Raw genomic sequence first — 16,942 nt, 5'->3', positions numbered from 1 at the left:
CCCGCAAATGATTTCAGGGACATAGCCCATCAGGGCAGGCGTCAGCCCTCCCCACCGCCCTCGGCCGCCCGCTGGCGCAGCTTGGCCCAATAGTCCTGCCGCTTCTTGATCTCGCGCTCGAAGCCGCGCTCCACCGGTTGATAGAACTCCCGCCGCGCCATGCCGTCGGGGAAATAATTCTGGCCGGAAAAGCCGTCGGCCGTGTCGTGGTCGTAGTTGTAGCCCTTGCCGTAGCCGAGATCCTTCATCAGGCGGGTGGGCGCGTTCAGGATGTGCATGGGCGGCATCAGGCTGCCCGTCTCCTTGGCCGCCCGCTGGGCCTGCTTGATGGCCATGTAGGCGGCGTTGGATTTGGGCGCCGTGCCCAGATAGATGACGCACTGGGCGATGGCCAACTCCCCCTCCGGGCTGCCCAGGCGCTCATAGGCGTCCCAGGCGGCCAGCGCGATGGTCAGGGCCTGGGGATCGGCCATGCCGATGTCCTCGCTGGCGAAGCGCACCAGGCGGCGGGCGATGTAGCGCGGGTCCTCGCCCCCCGCCAGCATGCGCGAATACCAGTAGAGGGCGGCATCGGTGTCCGACCCGCGCAGCGACTTGTGCAGGGCGCTGATGAGATTGTAGTGCCCCTCCTGCGCCTTGTCGTAGAGGGGCATGCGCCGCTGCACCGCCACGGTCAGGGCGTTGGTGTCCAGCGGGTCCTCGCCCGGCCGCACCACGGCGTAGATCTCCTCCACCAAATTCAGGAAATAGCGCCCGTCGCCGTCGGCCATGGCCTTCAGCGCGGCCCGGGCATCCTCGGTCAGCGGCAGGGCGCGGCCTTCCTCCGCCTCGGCCCGGCCGATCAGCTTCTCCAGCGCCTCCTCCCCCAGCCGGTTCAGGACGAAGACCTGGGCGCGGGAGAGCAAGGCGGCGTTCAGCTCGAATGACGGGTTTTCAGTCGTGGCACCCACCAGCGTGACGGTGCCGTCCTCGACGTAAGGCAGGAAGCCGTCCTGCTGCGACCGGTTGAAGCGATGGATTTCGTCGATGAACAGCAGGGTGCCCTGGCCCGCCTGGCGGCGCTGCTTGGCCGCCTCGAACACCTTGCGCAGGTCGGCCACGCCGGAGAAGACGGCGGACAGGGGCTCGAACGCCAGGGTGGTGGCCTGGGCCAGCAGGCGGGCGATGGTGGTCTTCCCACACCCCGGCGGTCCCCACAGCACCATGGAGCTGAGGCGATGGGCCGCCACCATGCGGCCGATAGGCCCCTTGGGGCCCAGCAGATGCTCCTGTCCCACCACCTGGTCCAGAGCGGTCGGCCGCAGCCGGTCGGCCAGCGGGCGCGGCGCCTCCGCCTCGAACAGGGAACCCGATCCGCTCTTCACCATGGCGCCTTACTCACGAGGATACAAACCCGGAACACCATGCCAGAGCGCGATGCGGGTTGGCATCGTCCTTTTACCGGGGAGCACCTGCGGCAGCACCGCCCGGCCGAAAGCCTCAGCCGCCGACGCTGAGCGTCAGCACCTGGTCACCCCGGCGGACGGCCAGGTCCCAGCGGCGCTGCGGCTGGTCCACCACGCGCTTCAGCTCGGCCACGCGGGTGATGGGCTGGCCGTTCACCTTCACCACCACGTCGCCCGGCTGGAAGCCCAGGGCCTGGGCGGTGGTGCCCGGCTGCACCTTCAGCACGATGACGCCGTCGGAATTGCCGGCGTAGCCGATCTCCTCCGCGAGGGCTGGGTTGATGTTGGCCACGGTGGTGCCGGCGAAGGGCTGGCGGCCCTGCAGCGTCACCTCGTCCCGGGGAGGATCCTCCGGCGGGCCGATCAGCTTCACCGGCAACTTGGTTTCCGCGCCCTTGCGGATCACGGTCACGGTGGCGGTGCCCCCCACGGGCAGCAGGGCGATGCGATAGCGCAGGCTTTCCGGATCATCGACCAGGTGGCCGTTCACCGCCGTCACCACGTCGCCCACCTTCACGCCCGCCTGCTCCAGCGGGCCCTTGGGGTTCAGCTGGTTTATCAGGACGCCCTGCGGCCGGGACAGGCCCAGGTTGGTGGCCAGTTCCTGCGTCACCGGCTGGCCGCTGGCGCCCATCCACGGGCGCACCAGCTTGCCGCCGCCCTCCACCGCGGTGACGACGGAGCGCACCATGTCCGCCGGGATGGCGAAGCCGATGCCGACCGAGCCGCCGCTGCGCGAGTAGATGGCCGAATTAATGCCGGCCAGCTTGCCGTCCATGGTGATCAGCGCGCCGCCGGAATTGCCCGGGTTGATGGCCGCGTCGGTCTGGATGAAGAAGTTGAAGTCCGACACGCCCACGCCGGTACGGGCGAGCGCCGAGACGATGCCGCTGGTGACCGTCTGGCCCACGCCGAAGGGGTTGCCGATGGCCAGCACCAGGTCGCCCACCTGGATGTTGTCGCTGTCGCCCAGTTCCAGGGTGGGCAGCTTCTCGCCCTTGGTGTCGATGCGCAGGACGGCCAGGTCCACCTTGTCATCGGCGCTCATGACCTTGGCGGGGAACTCCCGCCGGTCGGCCAGCACCACGGTGATCTGGTCGGCGTCCTTGATGACATGGTCGTTGGTGACGATCAGGCCATCGGGCCGCACCACCACGCCGGATCCCAGCGAGGATTCCACCCGCTCGCGCGGGACGCCGCGGAAGGCGTCGCCGAAGAACTGGCGGAAGAACGGGTCCTCCATGAAGGGGGACACGCGCTGCTTGATCACCCGGCGGCTGTAGATGTTGACCACGGCCGGCGCCGCCCGCTTCACCAACGGGGCGTAGCTGAGCGTGATCTGCTCACGGCTTTGTGGGACCTGCTGGGCCAGGGCGGGTGGCGTCACGGCCAAGCCGGCGGCGACAGCCACCAGGGCGCAGCGGGAAAACAGGCGGCGGAACGGCGTTTCAAGCGTCACGGGGAAGAACTCTCACGTCTGGTCGAAACGGGAATGGGCTCAGCGCTGAAATAGGGTTCAGCCCGGATCACCGCAACGGTTCAGGCAGGATTTCAGGTCGCGCTGGCACATGCCGTTGTTCAGCTCAGGCGTATGGTCGCTCTGCCCGGCCTTGGTGTCGCCGCACACCTGGCTGTCGCGGTTGCAGCGCGCCACGCAGGCCGCGTGGGTGTCCAGCTTGCCCTCGCGCTGCGACGGCAGCGCCATGCAGCCCGCCAGCCCCGCCAACAGCAGGCCGGCCACGACCGCCTTGATCCCCAAAATACGCACCGGTTCATCCTCCTGTCCGCGCTGTGGCGCGCCTGTCGCGCCGGCGATGGACGGGCCGCAGGATGCGCGATTTGCGCCCCACCCGTCCAGACACGCTTACACGCAGCCCGCGCACACGCTCCGCCGATCGTTCATGGAAAAAGGGCGGACCCTCGCGGATCCGCCCTTTCCCTTACCATTCCGGAAATGGAACAGCCTAGACTCAGGCCGCTTCTTCCTCGGTCTCCGTCACCTGGACCGGACCGCTGTCCTGGCCCTTGGCGGAGACGTCGCGGTCCACCAGCTCGATGACGGCCATGGCGGCCATGTCACCGTAGCGGAAGCCGGCCTTCAGGACGCGGGTGTAGCCACCCTGACGGTCCTTGTAACGCTCGGCGACGGTGGTGAACAGCTTGTCGACCATGGCGTTGTCGCGCAGTTCCGCGAACGCCAGGCGACGGTTGGCGAGGCCGCCCTTCTTGCCCAGCGTGATCAGCTTCTCGACGATCGGCCGCAGGTCCTTGGCCTTCGGCAGGGTCGTCTTGATCTGCTCGTGCTTAATCAGGGCATTGGCCATGTTGGAGAACATGGCCAGACGGTGGGTAGAGGTCTTGCTGAACTTACGCCCGGAAACGCCGTGACGCATGGTGCTTCTCCTTTCATGTCCGGGTGTCGGATGCCGACACCTATGACGATCCCCGAACCGCCCGCCGTTGCCCCCCTTGGATTTGCATCCTGGAGGCGCCGGCCGGTACGACGGGGGCGGGCCCTATGCCCTGTGCTCCGCACCCGGCCGAGACCGGATGCGGAGAACCTCAAAACCGAGATCAGTACGGCTCTTCCAGACGCTTGGCCAGATCCTCGATGTTCTCGGGCGGCCAGTTCGGGATTTCCATGCCGAGGTGCAGGCCCATCTGGGACAGCACTTCCTTGATCTCGTTCAGCGACTTGCGGCCGAAGTTCGGGGTGCGGAGCATTTCCGCTTCCGTCTTCTGCACCAGATCGCCGATGTAGACGATGTTGTCGTTCTTCAGGCAGTTGGCCGAGCGGACCGACAGTTCCAGCTCGTCCACCTTGCGCAGCAGGTTCTTGTTGAACGGCACCTCGTCGGACTTCTCCGACGCGGTGACGGCCTGCGGCTCTTCGAAGTTGATGAACAGCTGCAGCTGGTCCTGCAGGATACGGGCGGCGATGGCCACGGCATCCTCGGGCGTCACGGCGCCGTTGGTCTCGATCGACAGCGACAGCTTGTCATAGTCGGTGCGCTGGCCCAGGCGGGTGTTCTCCACCTTGTACGCCACCTTGCGGATGGGGCTGTACAGGGCGTCGATCGGGATCAGGCCGATGGGGGCGTCTTCCGGACGGTTCTGGCTGGCGGGGACGTAGCCCTTGCCCTTCTCGACCGTCAGTTCCATGTTCAGGCGGGCGCCGGCGTCCAGGGTGCAGATCACCAGATCCGGGTCCATCACCTCGATGTCGCCCGTCACCTCGATCATGCCGGCGGTGACTTCCTTGGGGCCTTCGGCGCGCAGGCGCAGCCGCTTCGGGCCCTCGCCCTCCATCTTCAGACCCATGTTCTTGATGTTCAGAACGATGTCGGTCACGTCCTCGCGGACGCCGGGGATGGAGGAGAATTCGTGCAGGACGCCATCGATGTGGATGGCGGTGACCGCCGCGCCCTGAAGGGACGACAGCAGGACTCGGCGCAGGGCGTTGCCCAGGGTCAGGCCAAAGCCACGCTCCAGCGGGCCGGCGACGATCGTGGCCTCACGGCGCGGATCGGCACCGACGTTCACGTCGAGCTTGCTGGGCTTTTCCAGGGTCTGCCAGTTCTTCTGAATCACGGGTAGTTGCCTCTAATGCCATCGGGAGGACACGACACCCGGTTTCACCGCTGTCGGGTGCGGATCAGGGCGCCGGTCCTGCGACCGGCGCCCTGTCCTGAACCTGACCACCTCCCCCATGCATGGGCGATCGCGATGGCATGCGAAAGCCGGTCCCGGGGCGGCGGGGAAACGCGGAAGCGTTTGGACCGGAGGCGGCCACAGGGGCCGCCTCCGCAATCGGTAGAATGATCAGACGCGGCGCTTCTTCGGCGGGCGAACGCCGTTGTGCGGGATCGGCGTCACGTCGCGGATGGACGTGATCTGGAAACCGACCGACTGCAGGGCGCGCAGGGCGGACTCACGACCCGAACCCGGACCCTTCACTTCCACTTCCAGGGTGCGCATGCCGTGTTCCTGGGCCTTGCGGCCCGCGTCTTCGGCGGCCATCTGGGCGGCGTAGGGGGTCGACTTGCGCGAACCCTTGAAGCCCATCATGCCCGACGAGGACCAGGCGATGGTGTTGCCCTGGGCGTCGGTGATGGTGATCATGGTGTTGTTGAACGAGGCGTTCACGTGCGCCACGCCCGAGGTGATGTTCTTGCGCTCGCGGCGACGAAGCCGGGCGGCAGAAGCGTTGGGCTTTGCCATTTCTTATCAGTCCTTCAGCTTACTTCTTCTTACCGGCGATCGGCTTGGCCGGGCCCTTGCGGGTGCGCGCGTTGGTGTGCGTGCGCTGACCGCGGACCGGCAGGCCCTTGCGGTGACGCAGGCCGCGGTAGCAGGCCATGTCCATGAGCCGCTTGATGTTCATGGCGACAGAGCGACGCAGGTCGCCTTCGACCGAATAGTCGCTGTCGATGACTTCGCGGATACGCAGGACTTCGTCGTCGGTCAGCTGATGCACGCGGCGCTCCAGGGGAATGCCGACCTTGCCGCAGATCTCCTTCGCCATGAAGGGACCGATGCCGTGAATGTACTGAAGGGCGATTTCCACCCGCTTCGCGGTGGGAATATTAACGCCAGCGATACGCGCCACGCGCTTTCTCCATCGTTCATGCCCGCCCCGGCGTCACGCCCGGGCGATGCGATCTTCGTCCACACCCCGCCTGATCACCGGTTCCCGTGGCGGGGACGTCCAGCGACCTTCGGGGCATCTCATCCGAAGAAAACCTGGAAACTCCAGGATCTCCAAATGCACATACGAACCAGCCCCGTCCCGCCACCCCAAAGGGTGCCAGGGCCGAGAGCGGGTTTCATCCGGACCCGCAGGACCAAAGCCCAGAACGGATCGGATGCGGGAGTATACGCAGGCGCGACCGGATGTCAACCGCGCCCACGTGGGGCAGTTGCCCACACCGGGCATGCAGCCAGGGGATGGGCCACCAAAAGGAAAAGGCCGCCTCCCCCACCCAGGGGACACGGCCCTTCCCTACTCGGATAAACACGCCGCCTGAAGCTCAGGCGGCGATGATGGCTTCCAACTGACGGGTGACCTCGTCGATCTCCGCCATGCCGTCCACCTGCTTCAGCACGCCCTTGCCCTGGTAGTACGGCAGGATGGGCGCCGTCAGCGCATGGTATTCCGCCAGACGCTTGGTGAAGGTCTCGGCGTTGTCGTCGGCCCGGCGCTTGAACTCGGTCGAGCCGCATATGTCGCAGACACCCGCCACCTTGGGCTGGTGGAACTTGTCGTGGTAGCCGGCACCGCACTTGGCGCAGGTGTAGCGGCCGGTCACACGCTCCACCAGGGCCGCGTCGTCCACCACCATCTCGATGATGTGGTCCAGCTTCAGGTGCTTTTCCGCCAGCATGCAGTCCAGGGCCTCGGCCTGCGGGACCGTGCGGGGGAAACCGTCGAGGATGAAGCCCTTGGCGCAATCCGGCTGGGTGATGCGGTCGGCGATCATTTCGACCATGATCGCGTCCGGCATCAGCTTGCCGGCGGCCATGATCTCCTTGGCCTGCTGACCCAGCGGGCTGCCGCTATCCTTCAGCGCCCGCAACATGTCGCCCGTCGACAACTGCACCAACCCGAACTTCCGTTCAAGCCGCTGCGCCTGCGTTCCCTTGCCGGCGCCCGGCGGCCCCAGAAGAATCAGGTTCATCCACGCCTCCCCCTCAGCTTTGCCTTCTTGATGAGGCCTTCATATTGATGCGCCAACAGATGCGAATGGATCTGGGCGACCGTGTCCATAGTCACCGTTACCACAATTAGCAGGCTGGTGCCGCCAAAATAAAAAGGAATAGCGTTCTTGGCCATCAACAGTTCGGGCAATAGACAAACCACCACCAGGTAGCCCGCACCCAACACCGTCAAACGGGTGAGAACAAAGTCCAGATAGTCCGCCGTGTTCTTACCCGGACGGATACCCGGGATGAAACCGCCGTACTTCTTCAGATTCTCCGCCGTCTCGGTCGGGTTGAACACGACCGCCGTATAGAAGAAGCTGAAGAACACGATCAGCGCCATGTACAGCACGATATAGAGCGGCTGGCCATGGGTTACATAGCGGGCGACGGTCTGCAGGATCTCCGGACCGGTGCCGCCGGAGAAGCCGGTGACGGTGGCCGGCAGCAGCAGCAGCGAGCTGGCGAAGATCGGCGGGATGACGCCCGAGGTGTTCAGCTTCAAAGGCAGGTGCGAGGCTTCGCCCCCATAGACCTTGTTGCCGACCTGGCGCTTCGGGTACTGCACGATCAGCCGGCGCTGGGCGCGTTCCATGAAGACGATGAAGAAGATCACGCCCACGGCGATGGCCAGCAGCAGGGCCAAGATGCCGAAGCCGATGGCCCCGGTGCGGCCCAGTTCCAGCAGCTGCATCAGCGCCTTGGGCAGTGCCGCCACGATGCCGGTGAAGATGATCAGCGAGGTGCCGTTGCCCACGCCCCGGGCGGTGATCTGCTCACCCAGCCACATCAGGAACATGGTGCCACCCACCATGGTGACCACGGTGCTGATGATGAAGAAGGGGCCGGGATCGATCACCGTGCCGCCCTTGGCGCCCTGCAGCGCCACGGCCAGGCCGTAGGACTGGAAGATGGCCAGGATCACCGTGCCGTAGCGGGTGTACTGGTTGATTTTCTTGCGGCCCGCCTCGCCTTCCTTCTTCATGGCTTCGAGGCTGGGGATCACGGCCGTCAGCAGCTGCACGATGATGCTGGCGGAGATGTAGGGCATGATGTTGAGCGCGAAGATGCTCATGCGCTCGATGGCGCCACCCGCGAACATGTTGAACATGCCCAGGATGCCGCCCTTGGCCTGGTTGAAAACGTCGGCGAAGGCCTGGACGTTGATGCCCGGCAGGGGAATGTAGGTGCCCAGGCGGAAAACGATGAGCGCTCCCAGGGTGAACCAGAGCCGCTTCTTCAGTTCCGTGGCCTTGGCGAAGGAGCCGAAATTAAGATTAGCGGCGAGCTGCTCGGCGGCTGAAGCCATGGAATCCGTTCCTATCGAGGCGCCTCTCAGGGGCGCGGCACAGACGGTATCAAAAAGACAAAAGAAAAGGGACCGTCGCCGGTCCCCCTAACGGGTCCCACCCCAGATGGGGAGACCTGCGGCAGAAAGAAAGACGGCCGGCGCTCGCTTTTAACACGAACGCCGGCCGCACTTCCTTAATTACTCGGCAGCCGCTTCGACCGCGGGCACCTTGACCGAGCCACCAGCGGCTTCCACGGCGGCCACGGCCGCAGCGGAGGCGCCGGCGACATCGAACGCCACCTTGGCGGTGATGCTGCCCTTGGCCAGCAGGCGCACGCCGTCGCGGGACGGGCGCACCAGGCCGGCGGCGACCAGCACCTCGGCGGTGATCACGTCGGCGGCGTTCAGACGGCCCTCATCGATGGCCTTCTGCACGGTGCCCACGTTCACCACCGAATACTCGGTGCCGAACAGATTGTTGAAACCGCGCTTCGGCAGGCGGCGATGCAGGGGCATCTGACCGCCTTCGAAGCCGTTGATCGACACGCCGGAACGCGAGGTTTGACCCTTCACGCCACGGCCGCCGGTCTTGCCCTTGCCGGAGCCGATGCCCCGACCAACCCGGGTGGGCGCCTTGCGGGCGCCCGGGTTGTCGCGAATATCCGTAAGCTTCATGACTTTATCCCTTCAAGCCGTATCGGGAAGGCCTCAGGAGGCCTTCTCGACGCGCACGAGGTGCTGCACCTTGGCGATCATACCGCGAACCGAGGGGGTGTCCTCCAGCTCGTTGGTACGGTGCAGCTTGTTGAGACCAAGACCCACCAGCGTCGCCCGCTGGTCCTTCTGGCGGCCGATCGGGCTGCCGATCTGGGTCACGATGACGGTGTTCTTCTCGCTCATCACGCGCTCTCCTTCGCCTCGGCACCAGCCTCGCGGCGGCCCAGGATATCGCTGACGCGACGGCCACGGCGGGCGGCGACGGCGCGGGGGCTGACGCACTGGGACAGGGCGTCGAAGGTCGCCTTGATCATGTTGTGCGGGTTCGACGTGCCGACCGACTTGGTCACGACGTCCTGGACGCCGAGAGCCTCGAAGATCGCGCGCATCGGACCACCGGCGATGATGCCGGTACCGGCGTCGGCGGTGCGCAGCACCACCCGGCCGGCACCGAAGTGACCATGCACGTCATGATGCAGCGTCCGGCCCTCGCGGAGCGGCACGCGGATCATGGAGCGCTTGGCCTGGTCGGTGGCCTTGCGGATGGCTTCCGGCACTTCGCGGGCCTTGCCCGAACCGACGCCGACGCGACCCTTGGCGTCACCCACCACGACCAGGGCGGCGAAGCCGAAGCGACGGCCACCCTTCACCACCTTGGCGACGCGGTTAATACCAACGAGCTTTTCTACCAGCTCGCTTTCCTCGCGGTCCCGGGGCGTACGATCCCGGTCCCCGCCACGCTCGCGACCGCCGCTGTTGCCGCCGTCCCTCTCGTTACGTGCCATAATCGCTACCCCTTAGAACTGCAGGCCGGCTTCGCGCGCGGCGTCGGCCAGGGCCTTGACCCGGCCATGGAACAGGTACGAACCGCGATCGAACACCACTTCCGTGATGCCGGCTTCCTTGGCCCGCTCGGCGATCAGCTTGCCGACCGCCTTGGCCGCCTCGATGTCGGCGCCGGTCTTCAGCTGCGCGCGCAGGGTCTTGTCGATGGACGAGGCAGCGGCCTTGGTCTGGCCGGCCACGTCGTCGATGACCTGGGCGTAGATGTGCTGGCTGGAACGGAACACGGACAGGCGCGGACGCCCCTGACCCAGCTTCCGGATCCGCGTGCGCACCCGCTGTTGGCGGCGCGCGCTCAGAACTTTTGCATTGCTCATGATCGTGCGCCTTACTTCTTCTTGCCTTCTTTGCGGATGATGACCTCATCCGCGTACCGGATGCCCTTGCCCTTGTAGGGCTCGGGCGGACGGTACGCGCGGATCTCAGCCGCAACCTGGCCAATCTTCTGCTTGTCGAAACCGGTGATCGAGATGGAAGTGGGCTTGTCGCACTTCATCGTGATGCCGGCCGGGATCGGGAAGCGCACGTCATGGCTGAAGCCCAGGTTCAGGAGCAGTTCCTGACCCTGGACGGCGGCCTTGTAACCCACGCCGGTGATCTCGAGGTTCTTGGTGAAGCCGGTGTCGACACCCTTGACCATGTTGGCCAGCAGCGTGCGGGAGGTGGCCCAGTTCACGCGAGCCTTGCGGCTATCGTTCGCGGGCTTCACCACCACAGCGCCGTTTTCCAGCGTGGCGGAGATGTCGTCAACCAGGGTCAGGCTGAGCTGGCCCAGCTTGCCTTTCACGGTGACGTCCTGGCCGGTGACCTGAACGGTCACACCGGCCGGAACGGGCACCGGATGCTTGCCGATACGAGACATGTGGCCAGCTCCTTAGAACACTTTGCAGAGGACCTCGCCGCCAACATTGGCGGCACGGGCCTCGCTGTCCGACATGACGCCACGGGGCGTCGACAGGATCGAGATGCCGAGGCCATTAAAGACCCGCGGCAGATCAGCGATCTTGGAGTAAATGCGGCGGCCGGGCTTCGACACGCGCTGCACCTGCTTAATGACAGGCTCGCCTTCGTGATACTTCAGCTCGATACGCACGCTATGGACGCCCGGACGAACCGTGTCCAGGGAGTAGCCACGGATATAACCCTCGCGCTTCAGCACCTCCAGAACGTTGGTGCGCAGCTTCGAGGCCGGGCTGGTGACAGACTGCATGCGGGCCCGCTGTCCATTACGGATGCGGGTCAGCATATCGCCCAAGGGATCGCTCAACGCCATTTCCCGAACCTCCGATTACCAGCTGGACTTCGTCATGCCCGGGATCTGGCCGGTCGAGGCCAGGTCGCGCAGGGCAATGCGGGACAGCTTAAACTTGCGGTAAAAAGCACGCGGACGACCGCTCAACTCGCAGCGATTCCGAATACGGGTCGGGCTGGAGTTGCGCGGCAGCTCGGCGAGCTTGAGGCGAGCGGCGAACCGCTCCTCGGGCGGCAGGGTACGATCGGACGCGATGGCCTTCAGAGCATTACGCTTGCCGGCGTACTGCTTCGCGAGGCGCTCGCGGCGCTTGTTCTTCTGAACAGAACTGGTCTTGGCCATGGGAAGCTCCTGCCGCTCAGTTCGCGAACGGCATCTGGAAGCCCTTCAGGAGGGCCTTGGCCTCCTTATCGGTCTTCGCCGTGGTGACGATGATGATGTCCATCCCCCGGATTTCGTCCACGCGGTCGTAGTCGATTTCCGGGAAAATGATCTGCTCCTTGAGACCCATGGCGTAGTTGCCACGACCGTCGAAGCTCGTGCCCGACACGCCGCGGAAGTCGCGGACGCGCGGCAGGGCGATCGTGATCAGACGGTCCAGGAACTCGTACATGCGGTCACGGCGCAGGGTCACCTTGCAACCAATGGCCATGCCCTCGCGCAGCTTGAACTGGGCGATGGACTTGCGAGCGCGGGTCACCACCGGCTTCTGACCGGACAGGGCGGTCAGATCGGTGACGGCGGCGTTGATCTTCTTACCATCGGACGTGGCTTCGCCGACGCCCATGTTAATGATGATCTTCTCGATCCGCGGCACTTCCAGGTCGTTGGCGTAGTTGAACTCGCTCTTCAGCGAGGCGCGAACGACGGAATCGTAATGTTCTTTAAGCCTGGCAGCCATAACGCGCCTCACAGGTCGATGACTTCACCGGAAACCTTGGCAAAACGGACCTTGCGGCCGTCTTCCAGGATCCGGTAGCCGACGCGGGTCGGCTTGTTGGTCTTGGGGTCGACATGGGCGACGTTGGAGACGTCGATGAACGCCTCGAGCTCAACGATGCCACCCTGCTGGGTCGGAGTCGGACGCTGGTGCTTCTTGACCAGGTTCACGCCGCGCACCTTGACGCGGTTCTCCTTCGGCAGAACGGCGATCACCTCGCCCTGCTTGCCCTTGTCCTTGCCGGCGATGACGACGACCTTGTCGGCCTTCTTAATCTTCGACATTTACAGGACCTCCGGCGCCAGGGAGATGATCTTCATGAACTTCTTGGCGCGCAGCTCACGCGTGACCGGCCCGAAGATACGGGTCCCGATCGGCTCACCCTGCTTGTTGATGAGCACGGCCGCGTTGCGGTCGAAGCGGATGGCGGAACCGTCGGTGCGACGGATTTCCTTGGCGGTGCGAACGATGACGGCGCGGTGCACGTCACCCTTCTTCACGCGGCCCCGCGGAATGGCCTCCTTGACCGAGACGACGATGACGTCGCCAACGGCCGCGACCTTCCGCATGGAGCCGCCCAGCACCTTGATGCACTGCACCCGGCGCGCGCCGCTGTTGTCAGCGACCTCCAGGTTGGTTTGCATCTGGATCATGGTTTGGCTTCCTTAAGCAAAACAGTTAGACGGCGGCGCCCGACGGGGCGGCGCTTTCCACGACGACGGCCCACCGCTTCCGCTTGGAAATCGGACGGCACTCTTCGATCGTCACCGTGTCGCCAGCCTTATAAGCATTCTGCTCGTCATGAGCAGCATACTTCTTCGACTGCTTAATAAACTTCTTGTACACGGGGTGCATAACACGACGCTCGACCAGCACGATGACGGTCTTGTCGCCCTTGTCGCTCACAACCGTGCCCTGCAAAACACGCCGGGGCATAACGCTTCCCCCTGTCAGGACACGGGCGCAGCGGTTTCCCGCTGGCCCAGGATGGTCTTGATCCGAGCGATGTCGCGCCGAACCTGGCCGACACGCGCGGTATTCTCCAGCTGCCCGGAGGCGCGCTGGAAGCGCAAATTGAACTGCTCTTTCTTCAGCTGCAAGAGCTGGTCCTGCAACTCATCCACGCTTTTGGTGCGCAGGTCGACGGCTTTGGTCATGCCTCAGCTCCCTCACCCAGGCGGGTGATGAATCGGGTCTTAATCGGCAGCTTGGCAGCGGCCAGCTCGAAGGCGCGCTTGGCGAGGTCCGCCGGCACGCCATCCAGCTCGAACATGATGCGGCCGGGGGCCACGCGGGCCGCCCAGAACTCGGGCGAACCCTTACCGGAGCCCATGCGGACTTCGGCGGGCTTGCTCGACACCGGCACGTCCGGGAAAATCCGGATCCAGACCCGGCCCTGACGCTTCATGTGACGGGTGATCGCGCGGCGGGCCGCCTCGATCTGGCGCGCGGTGATGCGCGCCGGTTCGACCGCCTTCAGGCCAAAGGCGCCGAAGTTCAGCTGGCTGCCGCCCTTGGTGGCGCCGTGGATGCGCCCCTTGTGCTGCTTGCGGTACTTAGTACGTTTCGGACTCAGCATGGCAATTGCCCTCTAGTATCCGTTCACCCTCAGCGCGCCGCGACGGGCTGCTGATCGGCGCGCTTGTCCTGGGCGAACGGATCGTGCGCCAGAATTTCGCCCTTAAACACCCACACCTTGACACCGCAGGTGCCGTAGGTGGTCTTAGCCGTGGCCGTGCCGTAGTCGATCTCGGCGCGCAGCGTGTGCAGCGGCACGCGACCTTCGCGGTACCACTCCATACGAGCGATCTCAGCACCACCCAGACGGCCGCCGCAGTTGATGCGGATGCCCTGGGCGCCGAGGCGCATGGCCGACTGCACGGCGCGCTTCATGGCGCGACGGAAGGCGACACGGCGCTCCAGCTGGCTGGCGATGTTCTCGGCGATCAGCCGGGCGTCGAGTTCCGGCTTGCGGATCTCGACGATGTTCAGGCTGACCTCGGAACCGGTCATGCGGCCCAGATCGGTGCGCAGCTTCTCGATGTCGGCGCCCTTCTTGCCGATCACCACACCCGGACGGGCCGTGTGGATGGTGACGCGGGCCTTCTTGGCCGGCCGCTCGATGATGATGCGCGAGGCGCCGGCCGCGGCCAGCTTGCCCTGCAGGTGCTTGCGCAGGCGCAGGTCCTGGTGCAGCAGCGTGGCGTAGTCGCGGCTGGCGAACCAGCGGCTGTCCCAGGTCCGGTTGATACCGACGCGGAGCCCGATGGGGTTGACTTTCTGACCCATGTTACGCGGTCTCCCCCGTGGCTTCCTCGGCGCGCTCGCGCACCACCACGGTCAAGTTGCTGTAAGACTTCTCGACACGGGCGCCGCGACCGCGGGCCCGGGCATGGAAGCGCTTCATCACCAGGGCGCGGCCCACGGTGGCGTAAGCGACCACCAGACGGTCAACGTCCAGCTGGTGGTTGTTCTCGGCGTTGGCGATGGCCGACTGCAGGACCTTCTTCACTTCGCCGGCGATGCGGCGCTTGGAGAAGGTCAGCATGGCCAGCGCGGTGCCGGCTTCCTTGCCGCGGATCATCTGGGCGACGAGGTTCAGCTTGCGGGCACTGGACTTGATCATCCGGCCGTGCGCCGCAGCCTCGTTGTCGGCGAAAGGCCGTTCAGATTGAGGCTTGCTCATTTTACTTCCTCTTCGCCTTCTTGTCGGCCGCGTGGCCGTAGAAAGTCCGCGTCGGGGAGAACTCACCGAACTTGTGTCCGATCATGTTCTCGGTCACGAGCACCGGCAGGAACTTATGGCCGTTGTAAACGCCAAAGGTCAGACCGACGAACTGGGGCAGGATCGTGGAACGGCGCGACCAGATCTTGATGATCTCGTTGCGGCCGGACGCGCGCGCCTTCTCTGCCTTCTTCAAAAGGTAGCCGTCAATGAACGGCCCCTTCCAGACGGAACGGGTCACGGGTCCTACTCCTTACTTAGAGCGACGACGACGGATAATCAGCCCGTCCGTCTTCTTGTTGCTACGCGTCTTCTTGCCCTTGGTCGGCTTGCCCCACGGCGTGACCGGATGACGGCCACCGGAGGTACGGCCTTCACCACCACCGTGCGGGTGGTCGATCGGGTTCATGGCGACGCCACGGACGGACGGACGACGGCCCAGCCAACGGTTGCGACCGGCCTTGCCGATCACGGTGTTGGACTGGTCGGGGTTGGACACGGCACCGATGGTGGCCATGCACTCGCCCCGCACCATGCGCAGCTCGCCCGAGGGCAGCTTCAGCTGGGCGTAACCCTGGTCGCGACCCACCAGCTGCAGGAACGTGCCGGCGGAGCGGGCCAGCTGGCCGCCCTTGCCCGCACGCAGCTCCACATTGTGGACGATGGTGCCGACCGGGATGTTCTTCAGCGGCATGGCGTTGCCGGGCTTCACGTCGACCTTCTCACCGGCGACGACGACGTCACCGGCCTTCAGGCGCTGAGGAGCCAGGATGTAGGCCAAGTCGCCGTCCTGATAACGGATCAGAGCGATGAAGGCCGTCCGGTTGGGATCGTACTCCAGACGCTCGACCGTCGCGGGGACGTCGAACTTGTTGCGCTTGAAGTCGACCAGGCGGTAACGGCGCTTGTGGCCGCCGCCCATGCGACGCGCGGTGATGCGACCGGTGTTGTTACGACCGCCGGTGCCGCTCAGGCCCTCCGTCAGACGCTTAACCGGCTTGCCCTTGTACAGCTCCGAGCGGTCGACCAGCACCAGCTGGCGCAGGCTCGGGGTAATGGGACGATAAGTCTTAAGTGCCATCGTTAATGCCCTCACACGCCGGTGGTGACGTCGATCGTGTGCCCTTCGGCGAGGGTCACGATGGCCTTCTTGAAGTCGGACCGACGAGCCACGATGCCCCGGAAGCGCTTGGTCTTGCCCTTCGAGACGATGGTGTTGACGGCCGTCACCTTGACCTTGAACAGGCCTTCGACGGCCTGCTTGATCTCGGGCTTCGTGGCATCCAGGGGCACCCGGAAGGTGACCTGGTTATGCTCGGAGCCCAGGGTGGACTTTTCGGTGATGACGGGCGCGACGATCAGGTCGTACATGCGCTCGGCGCTCACAAACGGCTTCGCGTTCTTGCTCATTTCAGGCGAGCCTCCAACTGCTCGACCGCGTTGCGGGTCAACACCAGGGTGTCGCGCCGCAGGATGTCGTACACGTTGGCGCCCTGCTCCGGCAGCACATCCACGTGGGGGATGTTGCCGGCGGCCCGGACGAAGTTCTCATCCAGGTTGGCGCCGTCGATGATCAGAACCGAGTTCAGGCCCAGGGCGCCGAACTGCTCGACCAACGCCTTCGTCTTGTGGGTCTCGGCGCGGGCGTCGTCCAGGATGACCAGCTTGCCCTCGGCGGCCTTGACCGACAGGGCGGTCTTCAGGGCCAGCTTGCGGACCTTCTTCGTCAGGTCGTGCTCATGGCTGCGCACCACCGGACCGAAGATCACCGCACCGCCGCGGAACTGCGGCGAGCGCAGGGAGCCCTGACGGGCACGGCCGGTGCCCTTCTGCTTCCACGGCTTCTTGGTCGTGCCGGAGATCTCGGAGATCCCCTTGGTCTTGTGCGTGCCCTGACGGCGCTTGGCCAGCTGCCAGTTCACCATGCGGGCCAGCAGATCGGCGCGGGCCGGCAGGCCGAACACGGCGTCGTCCAGCTCGATCTCGCCGACTTGCTCGTTCTTCAGGTTCTTAACGGTCGTCTTCATGA

The 16,942-nt window shown here is 65.3% G+C and carries 28 protein-coding genes; all 28 read right to left on the bottom strand.

Annotation, left to right across the window (positions count from 1 at the left end):
- Nucleotides 1-41: 41 nt before the first annotated feature.
- Complete coding sequence (locus tag UAJ10_RS15880) at nucleotides 42-1,367, bottom strand: replication-associated recombination protein A (protein ID WP_040848392.1); 1,326 nt, start codon at nucleotides 1,365-1,367, stop codon at nucleotides 42-44.
- Nucleotides 1,368-1,479: 112 nt separating this feature from the next.
- Entirely contained in the window at nucleotides 1,480-2,904 is a 1,425-nt protein-coding gene (locus UAJ10_RS15875; RefSeq protein WP_322916205.1) for a DegQ family serine endoprotease, read from the bottom strand.
- Nucleotides 2,905-2,961: 57 nt separating this feature from the next.
- Entirely contained in the window at nucleotides 2,962-3,213 is a 252-nt protein-coding gene (locus UAJ10_RS15870; RefSeq protein ID WP_322916204.1) for a hypothetical protein, read from the bottom strand.
- Between the two features lie 202 nt (nucleotides 3,214-3,415).
- Nucleotides 3,416-3,838, bottom strand: coding sequence for a 50S ribosomal protein L17 (gene rplQ / locus UAJ10_RS15865; protein WP_088871755.1), 423 nt, complete (start codon nucleotides 3,836-3,838; stop codon nucleotides 3,416-3,418).
- A 181-nt stretch (nucleotides 3,839-4,019) separates the two neighbouring features.
- A complete protein-coding gene (locus UAJ10_RS15860) occupies nucleotides 4,020-5,036 on the bottom strand; it encodes a DNA-directed RNA polymerase subunit alpha (RefSeq protein WP_040848396.1) in 1,017 nt (338 codons plus the stop codon).
- 231 nt (nucleotides 5,037-5,267) lie between these two features.
- Entirely contained in the window at nucleotides 5,268-5,666 is a 399-nt protein-coding gene (gene rpsK, locus UAJ10_RS15855; RefSeq protein ID WP_004273656.1) for a 30S ribosomal protein S11, read from the bottom strand.
- A 19-nt stretch (nucleotides 5,667-5,685) separates the two neighbouring features.
- Nucleotides 5,686-6,054 (bottom strand): 30S ribosomal protein S13, encoded by a 369-nt coding sequence (rpsM, locus tag UAJ10_RS15850; protein ID WP_004273657.1) that lies wholly within the window; start codon nucleotides 6,052-6,054, stop codon nucleotides 5,686-5,688.
- Nucleotides 6,055-6,475: 421 nt separating this feature from the next.
- Nucleotides 6,476-7,123, bottom strand: a complete 648-nt coding sequence (locus UAJ10_RS15845) for an adenylate kinase (RefSeq protein ID WP_322916203.1) — start codon at nucleotides 7,121-7,123, stop codon at nucleotides 6,476-6,478.
- Nucleotides 7,120-8,454 carry a preprotein translocase subunit SecY gene (gene secY, locus UAJ10_RS15840; protein WP_322916202.1) on the bottom strand — a complete coding sequence of 445 codons (1,335 nt, stop codon included), beginning with the start codon at nucleotides 8,452-8,454 and terminating at the stop codon, nucleotides 7,120-7,122. Before secY ends, UAJ10_RS15845 begins: the two co-directional genes overlap by 4 nt.
- Before the next feature lie 180 nt (nucleotides 8,455-8,634).
- A complete protein-coding gene (rplO, locus tag UAJ10_RS15835; protein ID WP_322916201.1) occupies nucleotides 8,635-9,111 on the bottom strand; it encodes a 50S ribosomal protein L15 in 477 nt (158 codons plus the stop codon).
- 33 nt (nucleotides 9,112-9,144) lie between these two features.
- Nucleotides 9,145-9,336 (bottom strand): 50S ribosomal protein L30, encoded by a 192-nt coding sequence (gene rpmD, locus UAJ10_RS15830; protein WP_322916200.1) that lies wholly within the window; start codon nucleotides 9,334-9,336, stop codon nucleotides 9,145-9,147.
- Nucleotides 9,336-9,938, bottom strand: a complete 603-nt coding sequence (gene rpsE, locus UAJ10_RS15825) for a 30S ribosomal protein S5 (protein ID WP_322916199.1) — start codon at nucleotides 9,936-9,938, stop codon at nucleotides 9,336-9,338. The genes rpmD and rpsE overlap by 1 nt, the downstream gene beginning before the upstream one ends.
- A gap of 12 nt (nucleotides 9,939-9,950) precedes the next feature.
- The gene (gene rplR / locus UAJ10_RS15820; RefSeq protein ID WP_145751464.1) at nucleotides 9,951-10,313 is read right to left on the bottom strand and encodes a 50S ribosomal protein L18; all 363 of its coding nucleotides are present in this window, start codon (nucleotides 10,311-10,313) and stop codon (nucleotides 9,951-9,953) included.
- Nucleotides 10,314-10,324: 11 nt separating this feature from the next.
- On the bottom strand, nucleotides 10,325-10,858 hold the full coding sequence (gene rplF / locus UAJ10_RS15815) for a 50S ribosomal protein L6 (RefSeq protein WP_004273659.1): 534 nt from the start codon (nucleotides 10,856-10,858) through the stop codon (nucleotides 10,325-10,327).
- Between the two features lie 12 nt (nucleotides 10,859-10,870).
- Nucleotides 10,871-11,269, bottom strand: coding sequence for a 30S ribosomal protein S8 (gene rpsH, locus UAJ10_RS15810; RefSeq protein WP_004273660.1), 399 nt, complete (start codon nucleotides 11,267-11,269; stop codon nucleotides 10,871-10,873).
- 15 nt (nucleotides 11,270-11,284) lie between these two features.
- Complete coding sequence (gene rpsN / locus UAJ10_RS15805) at nucleotides 11,285-11,590, bottom strand: 30S ribosomal protein S14 (protein ID WP_004273661.1); 306 nt, start codon at nucleotides 11,588-11,590, stop codon at nucleotides 11,285-11,287.
- Nucleotides 11,591-11,606: 16 nt separating this feature from the next.
- On the bottom strand, nucleotides 11,607-12,149 hold the full coding sequence (rplE, locus tag UAJ10_RS15800; protein WP_040848402.1) for a 50S ribosomal protein L5: 543 nt from the start codon (nucleotides 12,147-12,149) through the stop codon (nucleotides 11,607-11,609).
- An 8-nt stretch (nucleotides 12,150-12,157) separates the two neighbouring features.
- Nucleotides 12,158-12,472, bottom strand: coding sequence for a 50S ribosomal protein L24 (gene rplX / locus UAJ10_RS15795; RefSeq protein WP_322916198.1), 315 nt, complete (start codon nucleotides 12,470-12,472; stop codon nucleotides 12,158-12,160).
- On the bottom strand, nucleotides 12,473-12,841 hold the full coding sequence (rplN, locus tag UAJ10_RS15790) for a 50S ribosomal protein L14 (RefSeq protein WP_004273662.1): 369 nt from the start codon (nucleotides 12,839-12,841) through the stop codon (nucleotides 12,473-12,475).
- A 25-nt stretch (nucleotides 12,842-12,866) separates the two neighbouring features.
- Nucleotides 12,867-13,124 carry a 30S ribosomal protein S17 gene (gene rpsQ / locus UAJ10_RS15785; protein ID WP_004273663.1) on the bottom strand — a complete coding sequence of 86 codons (258 nt, stop codon included), beginning with the start codon at nucleotides 13,122-13,124 and terminating at the stop codon, nucleotides 12,867-12,869.
- 14 nt (nucleotides 13,125-13,138) lie between these two features.
- Entirely contained in the window at nucleotides 13,139-13,345 is a 207-nt protein-coding gene (gene rpmC / locus UAJ10_RS15780; protein ID WP_040848404.1) for a 50S ribosomal protein L29, read from the bottom strand.
- Nucleotides 13,342-13,767, bottom strand: coding sequence for a 50S ribosomal protein L16 (gene rplP, locus UAJ10_RS15775; protein WP_040848405.1), 426 nt, complete (start codon nucleotides 13,765-13,767; stop codon nucleotides 13,342-13,344). Before rplP ends, rpmC begins: the two co-directional genes overlap by 4 nt.
- A gap of 29 nt (nucleotides 13,768-13,796) precedes the next feature.
- Complete coding sequence (rpsC, locus tag UAJ10_RS15770) at nucleotides 13,797-14,477, bottom strand: 30S ribosomal protein S3 (RefSeq protein WP_040848406.1); 681 nt, start codon at nucleotides 14,475-14,477, stop codon at nucleotides 13,797-13,799.
- Between the two features lies 1 nt (nucleotide 14,478).
- Entirely contained in the window at nucleotides 14,479-14,874 is a 396-nt protein-coding gene (gene rplV / locus UAJ10_RS15765; RefSeq protein ID WP_004273664.1) for a 50S ribosomal protein L22, read from the bottom strand.
- Nucleotide 14,875: 1 nt separating this feature from the next.
- Entirely contained in the window at nucleotides 14,876-15,154 is a 279-nt protein-coding gene (gene rpsS / locus UAJ10_RS15760; protein ID WP_004273665.1) for a 30S ribosomal protein S19, read from the bottom strand.
- 12 nt (nucleotides 15,155-15,166) lie between these two features.
- The gene (gene rplB, locus UAJ10_RS15755; protein WP_322916197.1) at nucleotides 15,167-15,994 is read right to left on the bottom strand and encodes a 50S ribosomal protein L2; all 828 of its coding nucleotides are present in this window, start codon (nucleotides 15,992-15,994) and stop codon (nucleotides 15,167-15,169) included.
- A gap of 11 nt (nucleotides 15,995-16,005) precedes the next feature.
- Entirely contained in the window at nucleotides 16,006-16,323 is a 318-nt protein-coding gene (locus tag UAJ10_RS15750; protein WP_088871757.1) for a 50S ribosomal protein L23, read from the bottom strand.
- Nucleotides 16,320-16,940: a 50S ribosomal protein L4 gene (rplD, locus tag UAJ10_RS15745; RefSeq protein ID WP_044564207.1), complete on the bottom strand. Its 621-nt coding sequence runs from the start codon at nucleotides 16,938-16,940 to the stop codon at nucleotides 16,320-16,322. The genes UAJ10_RS15750 and rplD overlap by 4 nt, the downstream gene beginning before the upstream one ends.
- Nucleotides 16,941-16,942 lie beyond the last annotated feature (2 nt).

The organism is Nitrospirillum guaranorum (genome assembly GCF_034653275.1).
GTDB lineage: Bacteria > Pseudomonadota > Alphaproteobacteria > Azospirillales > Azospirillaceae > Nitrospirillum.
Note: the sequence above shows the minus strand (reverse complement) of the source record. Positions and strands in the feature narration are given on the sequence as shown.

Coding starts and splice junctions, on each gene's coding strand:
- secY (WP_322916202.1), bottom strand. CDS start 8,454: ATGGCTTCAGCCGCCGAGCAGCTCGCCGCTAATCTTAATTTCGGCTCC.
- UAJ10_RS15845 (WP_322916203.1), bottom strand. CDS start 7,123: ATGAACCTGATTCTTCTGGGGCCGCCGGGCGCCGGCAAGGGAACGCAG.
- rplR (WP_145751464.1), bottom strand. CDS start 10,313: ATGAGCAATGCAAAAGTTCTGAGCGCGCGCCGCCAACAGCGGGTGCGC.
- rplB (WP_322916197.1), bottom strand. CDS start 15,994: ATGGCACTTAAGACTTATCGTCCCATTACCCCGAGCCTGCGCCAGCTG.
- rpsC (WP_040848406.1), bottom strand. CDS start 14,477: ATGGGTCAGAAAGTCAACCCCATCGGGCTCCGCGTCGGTATCAACCGG.
- rpsH (WP_004273660.1), bottom strand. CDS start 11,269: ATGGCGTTGAGCGATCCCTTGGGCGATATGCTGACCCGCATCCGTAAT.
- rpmD (WP_322916200.1), bottom strand. CDS start 9,336: ATGAGCGAGAAGAACACCGTCATCGTGACCCAGATCGGCAGCCCGATC.
- rplQ (WP_088871755.1), bottom strand. CDS start 3,838: ATGCGTCACGGCGTTTCCGGGCGTAAGTTCAGCAAGACCTCTACCCAC.
- rplN (WP_004273662.1), bottom strand. CDS start 12,841: ATGATCCAGATGCAAACCAACCTGGAGGTCGCTGACAACAGCGGCGCG.
- rplP (WP_040848405.1), bottom strand. CDS start 13,767: ATGCTGAGTCCGAAACGTACTAAGTACCGCAAGCAGCACAAGGGGCGC.
- rpsN (WP_004273661.1), bottom strand. CDS start 11,590: ATGGCCAAGACCAGTTCTGTTCAGAAGAACAAGCGCCGCGAGCGCCTC.
- rplE (WP_040848402.1), bottom strand. CDS start 12,149: ATGGCTGCCAGGCTTAAAGAACATTACGATTCCGTCGTTCGCGCCTCG.
- rplO (WP_322916201.1), bottom strand. CDS start 9,111: ATGAAGCTTACGGATATTCGCGACAACCCGGGCGCCCGCAAGGCGCCC.
- rpsE (WP_322916199.1), bottom strand. CDS start 9,938: ATGGCACGTAACGAGAGGGACGGCGGCAACAGCGGCGGTCGCGAGCGT.
- rplV (WP_004273664.1), bottom strand. CDS start 14,874: ATGAGCAAGCCTCAATCTGAACGGCCTTTCGCCGACAACGAGGCTGCG.
- rplF (WP_004273659.1), bottom strand. CDS start 10,858: ATGTCTCGTATCGGCAAGCATCCGGTGCCCGTTCCGGCCGGTGTGACC.
- rpsQ (WP_004273663.1), bottom strand. CDS start 13,124: ATGCCCCGGCGTGTTTTGCAGGGCACGGTTGTGAGCGACAAGGGCGAC.
- rplX (WP_322916198.1), bottom strand. CDS start 12,472: ATGTCGAAGATTAAGAAGGCCGACAAGGTCGTCGTCATCGCCGGCAAG.
- rpmC (WP_040848404.1), bottom strand. CDS start 13,345: ATGACCAAAGCCGTCGACCTGCGCACCAAAAGCGTGGATGAGTTGCAG.
- UAJ10_RS15750 (WP_088871757.1), bottom strand. CDS start 16,323: ATGAGCAAGAACGCGAAGCCGTTTGTGAGCGCCGAGCGCATGTACGAC.
- UAJ10_RS15880 (WP_040848392.1), bottom strand. CDS start 1,367: ATGGTGAAGAGCGGATCGGGTTCCCTGTTCGAGGCGGAGGCGCCGCGC.
- rplD (WP_044564207.1), bottom strand. CDS start 16,940: ATGAAGACGACCGTTAAGAACCTGAAGAACGAGCAAGTCGGCGAGATC.
- rpsK (WP_004273656.1), bottom strand. CDS start 5,666: ATGGCAAAGCCCAACGCTTCTGCCGCCCGGCTTCGTCGCCGCGAGCGC.